This window comes from Streptomyces torulosus (assembly GCF_001419765.1).
Taxonomy (GTDB): Bacteria; Actinomycetota; Actinomycetes; order Streptomycetales; family Streptomycetaceae; genus Streptomyces; species Streptomyces torulosus.
This window is the reverse complement of record NZ_LIRK01000205.1, coordinates 14,566-32,676: the sequence shown is the minus strand read 5'-3', so window position 1 is coordinate 32,676 and position 18,111 is coordinate 14,566. Positions and strand designations below refer to the sequence as shown.

Sequence of the window (18,111 nt, the reverse complement as noted above, 5' to 3'; positions counted from 1 at the left end):
GGCCGGGTGGGCGGCTCCTACGCGCCGCGTCCCGGCGGCGGGGCGACGTCGCCCGATGGGGTCTCCTCGTGGCGGCTGAGGCGGCTGTGCGAGCGGCCGTAGAGGAAGTACACGACGAACCCGGCGACCATCCACACCGCGAACCGCAGCCACGTCTCGGCGGGCAGGTTGATCATCAGCCAGAGGGAGGCGCAGACCGACAGGATCGGGATGACCGGCACCCACGGGGTGCGGAACGACCGGTGCAGATCGGGGCGGGTCCTGCGGAGGATGATCACGCCGATCGCGACCACCACGAAGGCGAACAGGGTGCCGATGTTCACCAGGGCGGCGAGTTCGGTCAGTGGGGTGAAGCCGGCGAGGATCGCGATGATCACGCCCAGCAGGATCGTCGGCCGGTGCGGGGTCTTGAACCGCGGGTGGACGTGGGAGAAGAAGCGCGGCAGCAGTCCGTCGCGGCTCATCGCGAAGAAGACCCGTGTCTGGCCGAGGAGCAGGATCATGCAGACCGTCGTCAGGCCGACGGCGGCGCCGAAGCTGATGAAGCCCGCGAACCAGGGGTGGCCGGTCTCCTTGAAGGCGTCGGCGAGCGGGGCGTCGACGGACAGCCGGGTGTAGTTCTGCATGCCCGTGACGACGATCGACACGAGGACGTACAGCGTGGTGCAGATGACGAGGGAGCCGAGGATGCCGCGCGGCATGTCGCGCTGCGGGTTCCTGGTCTCCTCGGCGGCGGTGGCGACGACGTCGAAGCCGATGAACGCGAAGAACACCACCGAGGCGGCGGTGAAGATGCCCATCACACCGAAGTTGGAGGGCGCCCAGCCGAACATCAGCTGGATCAGCGGCGCCTGGAGACTGTCACCGGCGTCGACGGTCTGCGCCTTCGGGATGAACGGGTCGTAGTTCTTGCCCTCGATGAAGAACGCGCCCGCGATGATCACGGTCAGGACGACGACGACCTTGATGGCGACGACGACCGAGGTGATCCGCGCGGACAGCTTCATGCCGATCACGAGGATGACGGTGAGGACCAGGACGAGCGCGGCGGCGAGGATGTCGAAGCCGAACCCGTCGGCGCCCTCTCTGCTGCCCAGGGCGACGGGCATCTCCCAGCCCGCGTTGCCCATGAGCGACTGGATGTAGCCGGACCAGCCGACGGCCACCACCGCCGTCCCGAGCGCGAACTCCAGGACCAGGTCCCAGCCGATGATCCAGGCGGGCAGTTCACCGAGGGAGGCGTACGAGAACGTGTACGCGGACCCGGCGACGGGCAAGGTGGAGGCGAACTCGGCGTAGCACAGCGCGGCCAGCGCGCAGGCGACACCGGCCGCGACGAACGCCAGGGCCACCGCGGGCCCGGCGTTGTTCTTGGCGACCGTACCGGTGAGGACGAAGATGCCGGTGCCGATGATGACGCCGACCCCGAAGACCGTCAGATCCAGCGCGGACAAGGATTTCTTGAGCGCGTGCTCGGGCTCCTCGGTATCGAGGATGGACTGCTCGACCTTTTTCGTCCGGAAGAGTGTGCTGCTCACAGGGGTACCTCCCACGCTTGTCGTCCTCGACATGATCGAGAGGGGGCGATGGGGGTCCCCCCGGGTCGAGCGAAGCCGAGAGCTGGGGGAGCGTATGCCCCGGCACGGGCGGTTTCACGCGAATGGGCCGGTCTCACCACCGTAAAGGATGGTGGGACCGGCCCGGACAGCCCGGACGGGCGGGTCAGTCGCGCGCGGGCTCGACCTCGGAGGGCGTGCCGTCCAGCCGGCCGTCGAGCTTGGAGACGAGACCCGTGACCTGGCGGGCGATGTCGGGCGCGGTGAGCCCGATCTCGGCCATCACCTCGGCGCGGGAGGCGTGGTCGAGGAAGCGCGGCGGGATGCCGAAGTCGCGCAGCGGGATGTCGACGCCCGCGTCGCGCAGGGCCTGCGCGATCGCCGAGCCGACGCCGCCGACACGGGAGTTGTCCTCCACCGTGACGACCACACGGTGCTTGTCGGCGAGCGGCGCCATGTGCTCGTCGACCGGCTTGACCCAGCGCGGGTCGACGACGGTGGTGGTGATGCCCTGCTTGTCGAGGAGGGCGGCGATCTCCAGGCACATCGGCGCGAGGGCGCCGACGGAGACGAGGAGCACGTCCGGCGTGTCGGTGCCCGGCTCCCGCAGCACGTCCATGCCGCCCACCCGGCCCACGGCCGGTACGGCGGGACCGACGGCGCCCTTGGAGAAGCGCACGACGGTCGGCGCGTCCGTGACCTCGACGGCCTCGCGCAGCTGCGCCCGCACCTGGTCGGCGTCGCGCGGCGCGGCGAGCCGCAGCCCGGGGACGACCTGAAGGATCGACATGTCCCACATGCCGTTGTGCGAGGCGCCGTCGGTGCCGGTGACGCCGGCCCGGTCCAGGACGAACGTCACACCGCACTTGTGGAGGGCGACGTCCATGAGGACCTGGTCGAAGGCGCGGTTGAGGAAGGTCGCGTACACCGCGAAGACCGGGTGCAGCCCGCCGGTGGCGAGGCCGGCCGCGGAGACCGCGCCGTGCTGCTCGGCGATGCCGACGTCGTAGACGCGCTCGGGGAAGGCCTTGGCGAACTTGTCGAGGCCGACCGGCTGGAGCATGGCCGCCGTGATGGCGACGATGTCCTCGCGCTCCTTGCCGAGCTTCACCATCTCCTCGCCGAACACGGAGGTCCAGTCGGCGCCGGAGGAGGCGATCGGCAGACCGGTGTCCGGGTGGATCTTGCCGACGGCGTGGAAGCGGTCCGCCTCGTCCTGGAGGGCGGGCTGGTAGCCGCGGCCCTTCTCGGTGAGGCAGTGCACGATGACCGGGCCGCCGAAGCGCTTGGCGCGCGACAGGGCGGACTCCAGGGCCTCGATGTCGTGCCCGTCGATCGGTCCGACGTACTTGAGGCCGAGGTCCTCGAACATGCCCTGCGGGGCGATGAAGTCCTTCAGGCCCTTCTTGGCGCCGTGCAGCGTCTCGTAGAGCGGCCGGCCGACGACGGGCGTGCGCTCCAGCAGGTCCTTGCCGCGGGCCAGGAACCGCTCGTACCCGTCGGTGGTGCGCAGGGTGGCGAGGTGGTTGGCGAGGCCGCCGATGGTCGGCGCGTACGAGCGCTCGTTGTCGTTGACGACGATGACCAGGGGTCGGTCCTTGGCGTCGGCGATGTTGTTGAGCGCCTCCCAGGCCATGCCGCCGGTGAGGGCGCCGTCACCGATCACGGCGACCACGTGGTCGTCGCGTTTCAGCACCTGGTTGGCCTTGGCGAGCCCGTCGGCCCAACCGAGGACCGTCGAGGCGTGGCTGTTCTCGATGACGTCGTGCTCGGACTCGGCCTGCGAGGGGTAGCCGGACAAGCCGCCCTTCATCTTCAGCCGGGAGAAGTCCTGTCGGCCGGTGAGGAGTTTGTGGACGTAGGACTGGTGGCCCGTGTCCCACAGCACCTTGTCCTTCGGCGAGTCGAAGACACGGTGCAGCGCGATGGTGAGCTCGACCACGCCGAGGTTCGGGCCGAGGTGACCGCCGGTCTTCGACACCGCCTCCACGAGGAAGGTCCGGATCTCCTCCGCCAGCTGGTCCAACTCCTCCAGGCTGAGCCGGTCCAGATCGCGCGGTCCCCTGATGCGGGTCAGCAGCGGCACCCGTGCCTCCTTGCAATAGTGCTGTTCGAGCGTTGCCGGGCTCGTCGAAGTCTAATCTTCCGCGTGCACCGCCGACCGCCGGGCGGGGGGAACCCGCATCACATGAACGGCCGTAAACCATCCTGCACCGGTCCCCGCGTACGAAACGTCCGACACAGAAGAGAAGTGCCCGGCATCGGATTCGATGCCGGGCACTTCTGTGCGAGGGGCCGCATGCCACTCCGTCAGGGGCGCGGGGAACTGCGCGACCGGCCGAAGCGGACCGGCGGGCGCGGGACCACCGCACCCCGACGGCGCTCCCTGTTTACGCGCGGCCCGCCGCCTTCTGGCTCTTGCGGGAGACCGAGTCGATGACCACGGCGCCCAGGAGCACCGCACCGGTGATCATGTACTGGATCGACGTGTTCATGTTGAGCAGGTCGAGACCCGTCTGGATCGACTGGATCACCAACATACCCAGCAGCGCCGACCACACCGATCCACGACCACCGAAGAGGCTCGTACCACCGATGACGGCCGCGGCGATGGCCAGCATCAGCGTGTTGCCGCCACCCGCGGAGAGCGTCGCGCTCGCGGTCTGACCGGCGAAGAACATACCGCCGACCGCGGCGAAGCCACCGGAGATGGCGAACACCGTGATGCGGATCATCGGCACGTTGATACCGGCACGGCGGGCGGCCTCGATGCCGCCGCCGACCGCGAAGACCTGACGGCCGTAGGTCGTACGGCGCAGCACGAAGTCCACGACCACCAGCGCCGCGAGGAAGATCACCAGCGCGTTGGAGACACCGGCCGCGTCGTTGAGCACGGCCGCGGCGAGGAAGGACGCGAGGGCCAGCGCGCCGACCCGGAGCAGGATCTCGCTGGTCGGCCGGAACGGCACCCCGGCGGCCTTGCGGCGGCGCTGCTCGTTGAAGTTGCCGACGGCGGTGAGCACGACACCGAGGCCGGCCAGCAGGTAGGCGCCGATGATGGCCTGGTCCATGAAGAAGGAGCTCTGGCCGAGCAGGTGGACCGGGCCCGTGTCGGACGGGATGTTGATGGTGCCGCTGTCACCCAGCAGCCACAGCATCAGACCGTTCCAGCCGAGGAAACCGGCCAGGGTGACGACGAACGCCGGCACACCGATCCTGGCGAAGAACCAGCCCTGCAGAGAGCCGATGGCGATACCGGTGATGACGGCGAGGACCAGCGACAACCAGGCGTTCATGCCGTTGTTCACCGCGAACACGGCGAACAGGGTCGAGGCCAGACCGCTGACGGAGCCGACCGACAGGTCGATCTCGCCGAGCAGCAGCACGAACACCAGGCCGATGGCGAGCATGCCGGTGGCCGAGAGGAAGTAGCTGATGTTGGAGAGGTTGTCGGCGCTGAGGAAACGATCATTCTGGAACTGGAAGATGGTCCAGATGACGATCAGGCCGATGACCACCGGCAGCGAGCCCAGCTCGCCGCCCTTGACCTTGCGCTTGAACTCGGTGAGGTAGCCCTTGAGGCCCTCCTCGCGGACCAGCAGCCGCGGGTCCGTGACGGCGACCGGGGCCGCCGTGGGGTCGTCGGCGGGCGCGACGGTGTCCTGCTGCGACACCACGCCCTCGTCCTTGGTGACCTTGTCGGTCGCCGCGGAGTCGCTCTTCACGGTCTTGGACGTGTCACTCACTTTGCCGCCTCCGCGGTGCGCCGCCCCGCGCGACGGGTCACGGCGTTGTCCGTGGCACCCGTGATCGCGGCGATGATCTCTTCGTGGCTGGTGTCCTTCACGGGGAAGGAGCCGTTGTTCCTGCCCAGCCGCAGCACGGCGACGGTGTCGGCGACCGCCTTGACGTCGGCCATGTTGTGGCTGATGAGGATGACGGCGAGGTCGCGTTCCCGCAGCCGCTCCACCAGGTCGAGGACCTGCGCGGTCTGCTCGACACCGAGGGCGGCGGTGGGCTCGTCGAGGATGACGAGCTTGGGGTCGCCGATCAGGGCGCGGGCGATGGCCACGACCTGGCGCTGACCACCCGACAGGCTTGCGATCGGGATGCGCACGCTCGGGATGCGGATGGAGAGCGTGGACAGCAGCTCGCGGGCCTTCTTCTCCATCGTCACCTCGTCGATGACGCCCCGGTGCAGCAGTTCGCGACCGAGGTAGAGGTTGCCCACGACGTCGAGGTTGTCGCAGAGCGCGAGGTCCTGGTAGACCGTCGCGACGCCGAGTCCCTGGGCGTCGTGCGGCTTGTTGATCCTCACCGCGTCGCCCTGCCACTCGATGACGCCCTCATCGATGGGGTGGACGCCCGCGATCGTCTTGACCAGGGTGGACTTACCTGCGCCGTTGTCGCCCACCAGGGCGACCACTTCTCCGGCGTGGACCTCCAGATCGACATCGGTGAGTGCCTGGACCGCACCGAATCGCTTGGAGACTCCGCGCAACGCCAGCACGGGCGTAGCGGACACGTGAACCATCTCCTTCGCCGCCTGACCGGCGGGGATGCCGCGCTTGGGGGTGTGCGCGGAGTGACGTGCGGATCGCGGCGGGAGGGCCGCTGCTCGCACGGTGGTTTACAGGGTGAACATGCCTGGATCCGCCGCTCTCGGCGGCGGGTTCCGTCCGGCGCCCGCCCCGCAGCGGGGTCTGTTGGCGGGGCGGGCGCCGGCGGGGCTTCACGGGGCCGCTCGGCCGTCCGGGCCCGGGCCCCTCAGCGGGGCCCGGACCGGATGACGCGCGGTGGCGTGACTACTCCAGGCCGGCGGACTTGCAGGCCTTGGCGTACTCGGGGGTGCAGATGTCCGCGACCGTGTACAGCTTGTCCTTGACGACCGTGTCGTTGATGTTGTCCTTGGTGACCGAGACCGGGGTCAGGAGCTTGGCGGGCACCTTGTCGCCGGAGCCGCTCGTCACCTCGGTGTCGGCGAGGTCCTTGACGCCCTTGCCCTCGAGCAGCGCGACCGCGAGCTCGGCGGCGGTGTCGGCCTCCGGCTTGTAGGCCTTGTAGACCGTGGAGGACTGGGTGCCGGCGACGATCCGCTGGATGGCGGCGAGCTCGGCGTCCTGGCCCGTCAGCGGGATGTTGCTGATCTTCGCACCCTTGAGGGTGTTGGCGATGCCACCGGCCATGCCGTCGTTGGCGGCGTAGACGCCCGCGATGTTCTTGGCACCCAGCTGGGTGATCGCCGCGGACATCTTCTGGGCGGCGACGGTGTCCTTCCACAGGCCGGACTGCTCGTAGGCGATGTCGACCTTGCCGTCGAGGACCTTGTGGGCGCCTTCCTTGAACTGACCGGCGTTCGGGTCGGCGTCGTCACCGTTGATCATGACGACCTTGGACTTCTTGGTGGCCTTGTCGCCGAGCGCGTCGAGCAGGGCCTGGCCCTGGAGCTCGCCGACCTTGACGTTGTCGAAGGAGACGTAGGCCGAGACCGGACCCTGGGCGAGGCGGTCGTAGGCGACGACCTTGACACCCTTGTCGACCGCGGACTGGATGGAGGACTTGATCGCGGCGGAGTCCTGGGCGGAGACGACGATGACCTTGACGCCCTTGGTCACCATGGTGCTCATCTGCTGAGCCTGCTTGGTGGGGTCGGCGGCTGCGTTCGCGTACTCGACCTTGCAGTCGGAGCAGAGCTCCTCGACCTTGTCCTCGAAGTAAGGCCGGTCGAACTTCTCGTAGCGCGCGGTGACGTTGTCGGGCAGGAGGAGACCGATGGTCTTGTTGCCCGAGCCGCTGTCGCTACCGCTGTCCGAGTCGTCGTCGCCGGCCTTCCCACAGGCGGCCACGGAGAGCGCCAGCGAAACCGCGGTGGCGCCGATCACGACTCTACGCATCGTTGCGTTCATTTGGGTTGTGCCTCCCTGACACGGGCCGCAGCACTGCGGCCGAGGTGGCTGGAAGTCAACTCGGCCACACGTGCGACGTCAAGAAGTAAATCCTTAACGGGTTGGCAACGGCGTGTTTCGTTCTCTAAGTGAAGGCAGGGGTTGCTGCGGACAGAGTTCCGTCCAAAAGGGTTGAATCACCCATCTCGCTGAGCGCCAGCGCGAGGGCCCCCAGGACCTCCGCACGGCCGCCAAGTGCCCCTGGCAGCACCGAGAGTTGACGTGCGGCACTCGGGATCGCGTACCGGCCGACCGACTCCCTTATGGGCCCGAGCACCAACTCCCCGGCCTCGGCGAGATCGCCACCGAGGACCACGCGGCTCGGGTTCAACAGATTGCAGAGATTGGCGACTCCACTTCCGATGTGGCGGCCGACGTCGGCGATCACCCGGCGACAGCCCGGATCCCCGTCCCTGGCCAACCGCACGACGCCTTCCATCGTCAGATCGGTCCCGTGGCTGGACTGGAGGAGCGGCAGCACATGGCGTGCGGCGGCGAAGGTCTCCAGGCAGCCGCGGTTTCCGCAGCGGCAGACCGGTCCGGATTCATCAAGAGTAATATGCCCGATTTCTCCCGCTGTGCCACCGGGGCCCCGATAGATCTTGCCGTCGATGACCAGGCCGGCGCCGACACCGCTGGCCACCTTGATGTAGGCCAGGTCGCGCACCCCGCGTCCGCTGCCCCAGACCAGCTCACCGAGGGCGCCGAGGTTGGCGTCGTTGTCCACGTGGACCGGGACGCCCAGGCGGTGCCCCATCTCGGCGGCCGGGTTGGTGCCGGTCCAACCCGGCAGGATGGCGGTGGAGCCCAGCGTCCCCGACTCGACGTCGATCGGTCCGGGCACACCGAGGCCCACGCCCGCGATCTTCGTGGGATCCACTCCTATGGCCTCGATCAACCGGGTGACCAGCTGCTCCGCACGGTCGAACCCCTGGGTGGAGGAGGCGTCCACGTCGAGCGGCTCGGACTCCTCGGCCAGCACCTGATGAGCGAGGTTCCCGATCGCGACGCGCAAATGGGTGTGCCCGAAGTCCACGCCGATGACGATCCCGGCGTCGCCGCTGAGGGAGACCGCGCGAGCCCGGCGTCCACCCGCCGATGTGGGCGTGACCTCGACCGTTCCGCCGTCCTTGAGTTCGCGGACGATGTTGGAGACCGTGGCCGCGGACAGACCTGTCGTCCTGGCGATCTCCGCCTGCGTGAGCGAGCCGGCGAGACGTACCGCCCGGACGACGCGTTCGAGATTTGCTCGGTGCAGCGACGACTGCGACCCCGGAGTCTCCATCGACTCATCCACTCCTGTCCCAGGCCGGACGGCCCCCGCCGCCCGTGACCCAGGTCAAAGCCGCGGATCCCGGGTCACTTACAAGTTGTGAACTCCAAGCTCCGCTGAACGGGTTACCGCAGTCAAGTCCTTGACGGAAACTGGCGTCGCCAATTGACCACTAAATGTCACTGGGGCGCTACGTCGGGGTCGTCCGGAAGCCCTCCTTACTACTTCAGGGTCGCCGACGTCAGGCCGGCCTGCACCTGGCGCTGGAACGAGAGGTAGACGACCAGCATGGGGATCATCGCGATGGTGACACCTGCGAAGAGAACGGGCAGGTCAGAGGCATAACCCTGCTGTTGTTGGAGCTGGACCAGACCCTGGGTGAGGACATAGCGCTCGGGGTCGTCACCGCTCTGCGGCTGCATGAGGACGGTGGGCAGGATGTACTGGTTCCACTGGCCGAGGGTGTTGAAGATGCCCACGCTGATCAGGCCCGGCTTCGCCATGGGCAGCATCACCTGGAAGAAGGTCCTGGTGTGGGAGGCCCCGTCCAGGATCGCCGCCTCGAATACCGCCGTGGGCAGGGTCCGGAAGAAGGCGTGCATGAAGAACACGGTGAACGGCAGCGAGTAGGCGACGTAGACCAGGATCAGGCCCTGGTAGCTGTTCAGCATGTCGAGGCGCTTGACCATGAAGAACAGCGGGACCAGCGCCAGGAACACCGGGAACATGGCCCCGGCGACGAAGAAGAAGTACAGCAGCCGGTTGCCCCAGAACTGGTAGCGGGCCAGGACGTACGCGGCCATCGAGCCGAACAGCATGGTCAGCGGCACGGAGAAGACCAGCACGATGACCGTGTTGAGGAAGTAGTCGCCGATGCCCTTGTCCCAGGCGCGGGAGAAGACGTCCAGGGACCAGTTCTCCGGCCAGCCGAAGGCGGAGCCGCCGATCTGGGCGTCGGTCTTGAAGGAGCTGAGGATCAGCCACAGCAGCGGCAGCACGATCATCAGGGCCCACAGGGCGAGGAAGCCGTGCGAGAAGACGTTCAGGACGACGCCTTCGCCGCGTTCGTCACCGGGGCCGGTCCGGCCCTTGGTCACGGCCGGACCGGTGGGGGCCGAGTCGCCGGGGGAGGCGGTCTTGAGGGGTGCGCTCATCGTTCCGTCATCTCCGGCTTCAGAACTCGATGCGTTCACGGCGGGTGGCGCGCAGCATGACCACCGAGACGATCAGGGTGAGGAGCAGCATCACCACGCCCATGGCGCAGGCGTAGCCGCTCTTGCCGTACAGCAGGAAGTTCCGCATCATCACGGTCGCCATGACCTCGCTGTGGTGATCGGGGCCGCCGCCGTACTCCCCCGCCGTCATCGTGGAGACCAGGATGAACATGTCCATCGCCGCGATGCCGAGGTAGACCCAGGCGGTCTGCACGGAGTCCCAGAGCAGGGGCAGGGTGATCCGGAAGAAGGTGTGGGCGCGGCCGGCGCCGTCGATCAGCGCGGCCTCGTAGATGTCCCTCGGAATGGCCTGCATGGCGGCGGAGAACAGCACCAGATAGAAGCCGACGCCGTGCCAGACGACCACCGCGATCAGCGCCCAGAGCACGACATTCGGTTCGTTCAGCCATTCCACGGGGCTGCTCTCGTCGACCAGCCCCAGTTTCATGAGGAAGCCGTTGAGCATGCCGCCGCTGTCACTGCGGTACACGGCGCCGAAGAGCACCGCGAGAATGGCCAGCGACAGGACCTGCGGAAAGAAGTAGACGATCTTGTAGAAGCCCGACCCGGCGACCCCCGAGACACCGCCGGCCCGGCCGCGCCCGCCCGCGTTCAGCATGAACGCGAAGAACAGCGCGAGCAGAATGGTGATCACCGGGATGAAGACCAGGAACAGGATGTTGTGCCAGATGGCCTTGAGGAAGATGTCGTCCTGGAACAACGCGGTGTAGTTGTCCAGCCCGACGAAGCTGAACGTCTGGGACTGTCCCTTCCAGTCCGTCAGCGAATAGCCGAAGGTCTGGAGATAGGGCCAGATGACGAAGATCAGATAAAGCGCCACGGGGATGAACAAAAACCCCGCGACGAACCGGTACTGCCCTTTGCGCATTGGCGTGATCCTGCCTTGGGTTCCGTAAGACGAAGGGCCCGCACGCTTCGGGGCGTGGGGAACTGCGCGAAAGCCATCCACGGTGGACCGGGGGCCCACCGCATCACTCAGTCCCCCACGACGCCCGAAGGCCCGCTCAGTCCCGGTGGTTCTTCTTGGAATCCGGGTCCTTCGCCTGCTTGTCCACGGCCGCCTGCGCACGCTTCAGCCACTCGGCCGGCTGGATCCGCTTCGCCATCAGCTCGTTCGACGCGTTCTGGATCGCCGTGTCCATCTCGCTGTACCACTCGGTGTACAGGTAGCGGAAGGTGTTGTCACCGGCGGCCTTGGACGCCTCGACCGTGGACTGCGTGCCGGGCCGCAGCTGTACGCCGGGGTCGACGCCGTCCTTGAGGATGGTCAGGGAGTTCGCCTCCTTGGCGAACAGCGTCGACCATTCCTTGGACAGCATCATCCGCATGAACTCCTTGGCCGCCGGCAGGTTCTTCGCCTTGGCGGGGATGATGAACGGCTCGCCGGAGCCGGCCCGGATCGCCTCGAACGGCATCGCGCTGTCGGGCAGCAGCGGCATCGGCATGAACTTCATGTCGAAGTCGGCCGGGGTCTGCTTGAGCTGCTCGTTCTCCAGCCAGGAACCGGAGGTGATGAACACGGCCTTGTACTGGTTCCAGCGGGTCTGGGACTCGGTGTGGGTGAGGCCGTTGGTGCCGGGCATCAGATAGCCCTTCTCAACGACCTCGTAGATCGCCTCGACGCCGGCCTTCGCCGCGTCGGAGCCGACGAACGCCTTGGGGTCGAGGTTGTCGATGGCTTTCATGGCGTCGAGGCCGCCGGTCTTGGCGATCAGGTCCATGATGGCGACGTTGATGTAGTACGGGTACTTGCCCTGGTGGGCGAGGCCGCCGATGTCCTTGGCCTTGGCCTCCTTGCAGATGGTCAGGAAGTCCGCCCAGGTCTTGGGCTCCTCCCAGCCGTTCTCCTTGAACAGCTTGCCGGAGTACCACAGGCCCCACACCGTGTAGATGTAGTTGAGGGCGACGACCTTGTCCTCCTGCATGCCCGCGTCGAGCGTGCCGGGGATGAGGGTGTCGCGGACCTTCTTGGCGGGGTCGTCGATCGAGGGGGCGTCCAGGACCGCGGCCAGGTCGAGGAGCTGGTCGTTCTTGTAGAGGACGTCGATCGGGATCTGCTGGGCGCCGGAGTCGTCGACGATGTCCGGCGGGTTGCCCGCGTTGAACCGGGGCTGGAGCTTGCCGGTGATCTCCTGGGTGCCGGTGTGGGTGGAGGTGACGCCCCACTTCTTCCGGAAGGCGGCCTCCCACGCCTTGGCGTAGGAGTCGCCGTAGCCGCCCTTGAAGATGACGACGTCGAGTTTGCTGCCCTTCTTGACGCCGAAGGGGTTGGACTTGGACGTCTCGCCCTGGGCGTCCTCGGAGGAGTCGTCGTCCCCGCCGCCGCTCGCGCAGGCGGAGAGGAAGCTCATGGTGGGGACGGTGATCAGGCCCAGCGCTGCGGATCGCTTGATCAGATCGCGGCGGCCCACCCCCTCCGCGGTGGTGGTGCCGGGGGCCTCGGGTTCGTTGTTCTCAGCGGTCGTGGATCCCATGCTCAAGTCCTCGCCTTCTCCAGGACTCAGGCGGTGAACCGGATCCTCCCGGCACCGCGATCGGTTCAAGCTGGGGTCGTGCGTGAGGATTCAACAGGGGCAAGACGGCGGTCCGCGCGCGGACACGTCCGCGCCCACCGGTAATTCCCCCCAGGTAGTGCCCGTCCACCGTCGTGCGACCACGATGCGGACGCCGACAGGTATAGTCCACTTCCCGCCAAGGGAGCAAGATCGAATGCAAGGTTGGCCGTCGGTCTTTTCCGAGTTGAGACCTCGCGGAAATACGAGCGTCCGTGCGCCGCTCGACCACAAATTCCCCGCCGTTCAACCCGGATGGCTCACTCAACACCCTTGACACCACTCATCACTTGAACCACTACTGGTCCCTGCGCAACACGACAGACAACGTTGTCCACTTCGGGTCGTTCCTTGATCGTCCAGGCGGTCGAGCGGGCTGATCAGGCGCAGGGAGGGTGCTCGCGCATGCGGCACGGATGGGGTTCCACGGTGGCGCTCGGCGCCGCCGCGTTCGCTCTGGTGGTGGCCTCTCAGGGGGCCGCCGTCGCGTTACCGGCCCGGCCGGGGGCGGCCGACCGGGAGTTCAGTTCCTCCTTCGAGTCGGGGGATCCCGCACCGGACTGGACCGACACCGTCGACACCGCGCCGGACGGCTCCCCCCGCGCCTCCGGTGTCGACGGCGGCTACGCCACGGGCATCCCCGGCAACATCACCGACCGGGTGACCGAGGTCCGGGCGAGCGGCGAGAACACCTCCGGCGGGGAGGTGAAGGAGAACCTGGTCGACGGAGAGCCGGGCACCAAGTGGCTCTCCTTCCAGCCCACCGGCTGGGTGGAGTTCGACCTCGACCGGCCCGCCGAGGTGGTGACGTACGCGCTGACCTCGGCGAACGACGTCGAGGGGCGCGATCCGAAGGACTGGGCCCTGAAGGGGTCCGCCGACGGCAAGGAGTGGCGGACCCTCGACACCCGCACCGGTGAGTCCTTCCCCGAGCGGTATCTGACCAAGTCGTACGACATCCCCGCCGACGCGGTCGCCGGGTACCGGCACTTCCGGCTGGACATCACCCGGAACAACGGGGCCTCCACCATCACCCAGCTCGCCGACGTGCAGTTCTCCACGGGCGGCGGCCAGACGCCCGCGCCGAAGGAGATGCGCACCCACACCGACCGGGGGCCGAGCGGCTCGGCGACCGCCAAGGCCGGGGTGGGCTTCACCGGGAAGCGGGCGCTGCGGTACGCGGGCCGGCACACGGCGGACGGCCCGGCCCACTCGTACAACAAGGTCTTCGACGTGGACGTGGCCGTCGGGCGGGACACCGAGCTGGCGTACCGGATCTTCCCGTCCATGGCGGACGGCGACCTGGACTACGACGCCACCCATGTCGCGGTCGACCTGGTCTTCACGGACGGCACCTCGCTCAGTGAGCTGCGCGCCGTCGACCAGCACGGATTCCCCCTCACGCCACGCGGACAGGGGGCGGCGAAGGTGCTGTACGTGAACCAGTGGAACGACGTCGTCTCCCGGATCGGGTCGGTCGCGGCCGGGAAGACGGTGGACCGGGTCCTGGTGGCGTACGACTCGCCGAGGGGGCCGGCGAGGTTCCGCGGCTGGCTCGACGACGTGACCCTGCGGGTGCGAGCGCCCGAGCGGCCGAAGGCACATCTCTCCGACTACGCGGTGACCACCAGGGGAACGAACTCCAGCGGCGGCTTCTCCCGCGGCAACAACTTCCCGGCGACGGCGGTCCCCCATGGCTTCAACTTCTGGACGCCGGTGACCGACGCGGGCTCGCTCAGCTGGCTGTACGACTACGCGCGGGCCAACAACGGGGACAACCTGCCGACCGTCCAGGCGTTCAGCGCGAGTCATGAGCCGAGCCCCTGGATGGGTGACCGGCAGACCTTCCAGGTGATGCCGTCGGCCGCCGCCGGCACCCCCGACCTGGGCCGCACGGCACGGGCGCTGGCGTTCCGGCATGAGAACGAGACGGCCCGGCCGTACTACTACGGGGTCCGCTTCGAGAACGGGATCAAGGCGGAGATGGCGCCGACGGACCACGCGGCGGTGCTCCGCTTCACCTATCCGGGGGACGACGCGAGCGTCCTCTTCGACAACGTCACGGACCAGGCGGGCCTGACCCTCGACAAGGAGGCCGGGACCGTCACGGGATTCTCGGATGTGAAGTCCGGGCTGTCGACGGGCGCGACCCGCCTCTTCGTGTACGGGGTGTTCGACGCGCCGGTGACCGGCGGCGACTCCGCCGGGGTGAGGGGCCACCTCCGCTTCGACGCGGGCGCGGACCGGACGGTGACCCTCCGCCTCGCCACGTCCCTGATCAGCATCGACCAGGCCAAGGACAATCTGCGCCAGGAGATCCCGGAGGGCACCGCCTTCGAGAGGGTCCGGGACCGGGCGCGGGCGCAGTGGGACCGGCTCCTCGGCCGGGTGGAGGTCGAGGGCGCGACCCCCGACCAGCTGACCACGCTGTACTCCAACCTGTACCGGCTGTACCTGTACCCCAACTCGGGCTTCGAGAAGGTCGGTTCGACTCACCGGTACGCCTCGCCGTTCTCCCCCATGCCGGGCCCGGACACCCCGACGCACACGGGCGCGAAGATCGTCGAGGGCAAGGTGTACGTCAACAACGGCTTCTGGGACACGTACCGGACGACGTGGCCGGCCTACTCGCTGCTGACACCGTCCCGCGCGGGCGAGCTGGTGGACGGTTTCGTGCAGCAGTACAAGGACGGTGGCTGGACCTCCCGCTGGTCCTCCCCCGGGTACGCGGACCTGATGACGGGCACCTCCTCGGACGTGGCGTTCGCGGACGCGTACGTCAAGGGCGTCGACTTCGACGCGAAGGCGGCGTACGAGGCGGCCGTCAAGAACGCCACGGTCGTCCCGCCGAACCCGGGCGTCGGCCGCAAGGGCATGGCCTCCTCCCCCTTCCTCGGCTACACCAGCACCGACACCCACGAGGGCCTGTCCTGGGCGCTGGAGGGCTACCTCAACGATTACGGCATCGCCCGGATGGGCCGGGCCCTGTACGAGCAGACGGGTGAGAAGCGGTACCGGGAGGAGTCGGCGTACTTCCTCGACCGGGCGCGGGACTACGTGGAGCTGTTCGACAAGGACGCCGGGTTCTTCCAGGGGCGGGACGGCACCGGGAAGTGGCGGTTGGACTCGCCGGCGTACGACCCGCGGGTCTGGGGCCACGACTACACGGAGACCAACGGCTGGGGCTACGCGTTCACCGCGCCCCAGGACAGCAAGGGCCTGGCGAACCTGTACGGCGGCCGGGCCGGGCTGGCGAAGAAGCTGGACACCTACTTCTCCACCCCGGAGACGGCCTCCCCCGACCTCACCGGCTCCTACGGCGGCGTCATCCACGAGATGACCGAGGCACGGGACGTACGGATGGGCATGTACGGCCACTCCAACCAGGTCGCCCACCACGCGATCTACATGTACGACGCGGCCGGGCAGCCGTGGAAGGCGCAGGAGAAGGTCCGCGAGGTGCTGTCCCGGCTGTACGTCGGCAGCGGCATCGGGCAGGGCTACCACGGCGACGAGGACAACGGCGAGCAGTCGGCCTGGTACCTCTTCTCGGCGCTCGGCTTCTATCCGCTGGTGATGGGCAGCGGCGAGTACGCCATCGGCTCGCCCCTGTTCACCGAGGCGACCGTCCATCTGGAGAACGGCCGGGATCTGGTGGTCCGGGCCCCGAAGAACAGCGCGAGGAACGTCTACGTTCAGGGCTTGAAGGTCAACGGCAAGGCGTGGCGATCGACATCGCTGCCGCACGCGCTGCTCGCGAAGGGCGGGGTCCTGGAGTTCGACATGGGCCCGAGGCCGTCACGGTGGGGCACGGGTGAGAGCGCCGCGCCGGTGTCGATCACCAAGGACGACAGGGTGCCGTCGCCGCACTCGGACGCCGTCGAGGGCGACGGGGCACTCTTCGACGACATCTCGTCGACGAAGGCCACGCTGACGACGGCGGACCTGCCGGTGCCGGCCCGCACCAGGGCCGTGCAGTACACCCTGACGTCCGCCGACCGCACCGAGGCCCCCACCGGCTGGACCCTCCAGGGCTCGGTCGACGGCAGCACCTGGAGAACCCTCGACAGGCGCTCCGGCGAATCCTTCACCTGGAACCGCCAGACCCGCGCCTTCTCGGTCCCCACCCCGAGGACCTACCGCCACTACCGCCTGGTCCTGGACACCCCGTCGACCCTCGCGGAGGTGGAACTGCTGTCGTGACATCGAGCTCTCGAACACGGTGAACACCAGGGGGCCCGGCGGCTCGTCGGGCCCCAACTGATTTGACGGTGTGGGACGTTGAGGAGATAGAGTCTTGTATAGACCACTCGACAACGTTGTCTATTCCTTGTCGTCGACGGTCGCCCGAGCCATTCCTCCCCCGAGCCGGTTTCCCCCGTACCGGCTCGGCTCACGGACCGGGTGGGCACGCACCGCCCGCCCACCCGGTCCGCCCGAGCACCTCAGGGCCTTCGTGGAGCGCTCAGCTCCTAGCCCACCCGGCAGGGCAAAGTCGTACTGGAATCACCTCCCGGCCCTTGGACCACGTACCCGAAGGTCGCCGTCGCGCCGGGGGCCAACGAGCCGTTCCAGTTGGCGTTGTGGACCATCACGTTCTGTCCGCTGTAGGTGGCGCTGCCGCTCCAGAGGCTGTCCACCCGCTGGCCGCTCGGCAGGGTCCAGTCGACCATCCAGCCGAGCATCGGCACGTCACCGGTGTTCTTGACGACGACCTCGGACTGGTAGCCGCCGCTCCACGTGCCCGTCGTACGGCGGGTCGCGGAGCACTGGCCCGGCACCGGCTCGGTGGGGTTGCCGGGCTCCTTGATGCCGGTCACCTCGCCGTTGCCGCCGTCGAAGACGACGTCGGAGCAGGAGTAGAAGGTCTCCTGGCTGTCAGAGCGCTGCCAGACCATGTAGATGATGTGGCGGCCCGACTTGTTCGCGGGGAGCTGGCCCCGCCAGGAGTAGTTGGCCTCGACCGTGCCCGGGCTGCCGTTCAGCGGCGGGTGGTCGACGCTCAGGAACGGCCGGTCCTCGATGTCGTTCCAGGTGAGCGTCTTCGTCGGGTCGAAGCCGTCCTTGGTGATGTACACGTAGAACCAGCCCGGGTGCGCCGCCCACGCGTTGTACGAGAAGTCGACGTTCGCGCCGGCGGTGAGGTGGGTCAGCGGCCAGTCCCTGCTGGGCGTGTTGAACCCGGTGAAGTTGGTGTTGCCGCCGCTGCACAGCTGGCCGTCCGGGACGAAGCCCCGGGTGCGGCCGCCGCCGTCCGAGCGGAGCACCGAGAACCAGTTGTAGAACGGGGTCGTCCCGCTCGTCTGCTGTGCCGCCCGGCAGGCCGGGTTGACCGGTTTGATCTCACCGCTGTCGGTCAGCCCGTCCTGCCAGCACAGGAAGGTACGGCTGCCGGGCTTCATCGGCGTGCCGTGCGCCTCCGCCTTGCCGCTGCCGGCGGTGACGACCAGGCCGAGCGCCGGGATCGTCGTCACGAGGGCCAGCAGGACGAGCAGCAGCGCGCGGTGCCGTTTGGGCAGCCTTAATCGCAGTGTTGTCACATGCATGACA

General features: G+C 68.2%; 11 protein-coding genes. 1 reads left to right on the top strand and 10 read right to left on the bottom strand.

What is annotated here, in order from left to right:
• Positions 1-17 precede the first annotated feature (17 nt).
• The 9 genes from AOK23_RS15350 to ngcE form a co-directional block, all read right to left on the bottom strand.
• Entirely contained in the window at positions 18-1,538 is a 1,521-nt protein-coding gene (locus tag AOK23_RS15350) for an amino acid permease (protein WP_055713276.1), read from the bottom strand.
• Positions 1,539-1,722: 184 nt separating this feature from the next.
• Positions 1,723-3,642 carry a 1-deoxy-D-xylulose-5-phosphate synthase gene (dxs, locus tag AOK23_RS15345; RefSeq protein WP_055540138.1) on the bottom strand — a complete coding sequence of 640 codons (1,920 nt, stop codon included), beginning with the start codon at positions 3,640-3,642 and terminating at the stop codon, positions 1,723-1,725.
• 304 nt (positions 3,643-3,946) lie between these two features.
• Complete coding sequence (locus AOK23_RS15340; RefSeq protein WP_055713275.1) at positions 3,947-5,302, bottom strand: sugar ABC transporter permease; 1,356 nt, start codon at positions 5,300-5,302, stop codon at positions 3,947-3,949.
• Complete coding sequence (locus AOK23_RS15335) at positions 5,299-6,090, bottom strand: ATP-binding cassette domain-containing protein (RefSeq protein WP_079049493.1); 792 nt, start codon at positions 6,088-6,090, stop codon at positions 5,299-5,301. The genes AOK23_RS15340 and AOK23_RS15335 overlap by 4 nt, the downstream gene beginning before the upstream one ends.
• 271 nt (positions 6,091-6,361) lie before the next feature.
• Positions 6,362-7,450 (bottom strand): sugar ABC transporter substrate-binding protein, encoded by a 1,089-nt coding sequence (locus tag AOK23_RS15330; RefSeq protein ID WP_055713273.1) that lies wholly within the window; start codon positions 7,448-7,450, stop codon positions 6,362-6,364.
• 136 nt (positions 7,451-7,586) lie between these two features.
• The gene (locus tag AOK23_RS15325; protein ID WP_055713272.1) at positions 7,587-8,786 is read right to left on the bottom strand and encodes an ROK family transcriptional regulator; all 1,200 of its coding nucleotides are present in this window, start codon (positions 8,784-8,786) and stop codon (positions 7,587-7,589) included.
• 209 nt (positions 8,787-8,995) lie between these two features.
• Positions 8,996-9,928 (bottom strand): carbohydrate ABC transporter permease, encoded by a 933-nt coding sequence (locus tag AOK23_RS15320; RefSeq protein ID WP_055713271.1) that lies wholly within the window; start codon positions 9,926-9,928, stop codon positions 8,996-8,998.
• A 19-nt stretch (positions 9,929-9,947) separates the two neighbouring features.
• A complete protein-coding gene (locus AOK23_RS15315; RefSeq protein WP_055713270.1) occupies positions 9,948-10,877 on the bottom strand; it encodes a carbohydrate ABC transporter permease in 930 nt (309 codons plus the stop codon).
• Positions 10,878-11,013: 136 nt separating this feature from the next.
• Positions 11,014-12,483: an N-acetylglucosamine/diacetylchitobiose ABC transporter substrate-binding protein gene (gene ngcE, locus AOK23_RS15310; RefSeq protein WP_055713269.1), complete on the bottom strand. Its 1,470-nt coding sequence runs from the start codon at positions 12,481-12,483 to the stop codon at positions 11,014-11,016.
• 483 nt (positions 12,484-12,966) lie between these two features.
• Between ngcE and AOK23_RS15305 the strand changes: the two genes are divergently transcribed.
• On the top strand, positions 12,967-16,764 hold the full coding sequence (locus AOK23_RS15305) for a GH92 family glycosyl hydrolase (RefSeq protein ID WP_055713268.1): 3,798 nt from the start codon (positions 12,967-12,969) through the stop codon (positions 16,762-16,764).
• Positions 16,765-17,033: 269 nt separating this feature from the next.
• Here the strand turns inward: AOK23_RS15305 and AOK23_RS15300 are convergent, their stop codons facing one another.
• Positions 17,034-18,107, bottom strand: a complete 1,074-nt coding sequence (locus AOK23_RS15300) for a lytic polysaccharide monooxygenase (RefSeq protein ID WP_206336207.1) — start codon at positions 18,105-18,107, stop codon at positions 17,034-17,036.
• Positions 18,108-18,111 lie beyond the last annotated feature (4 nt).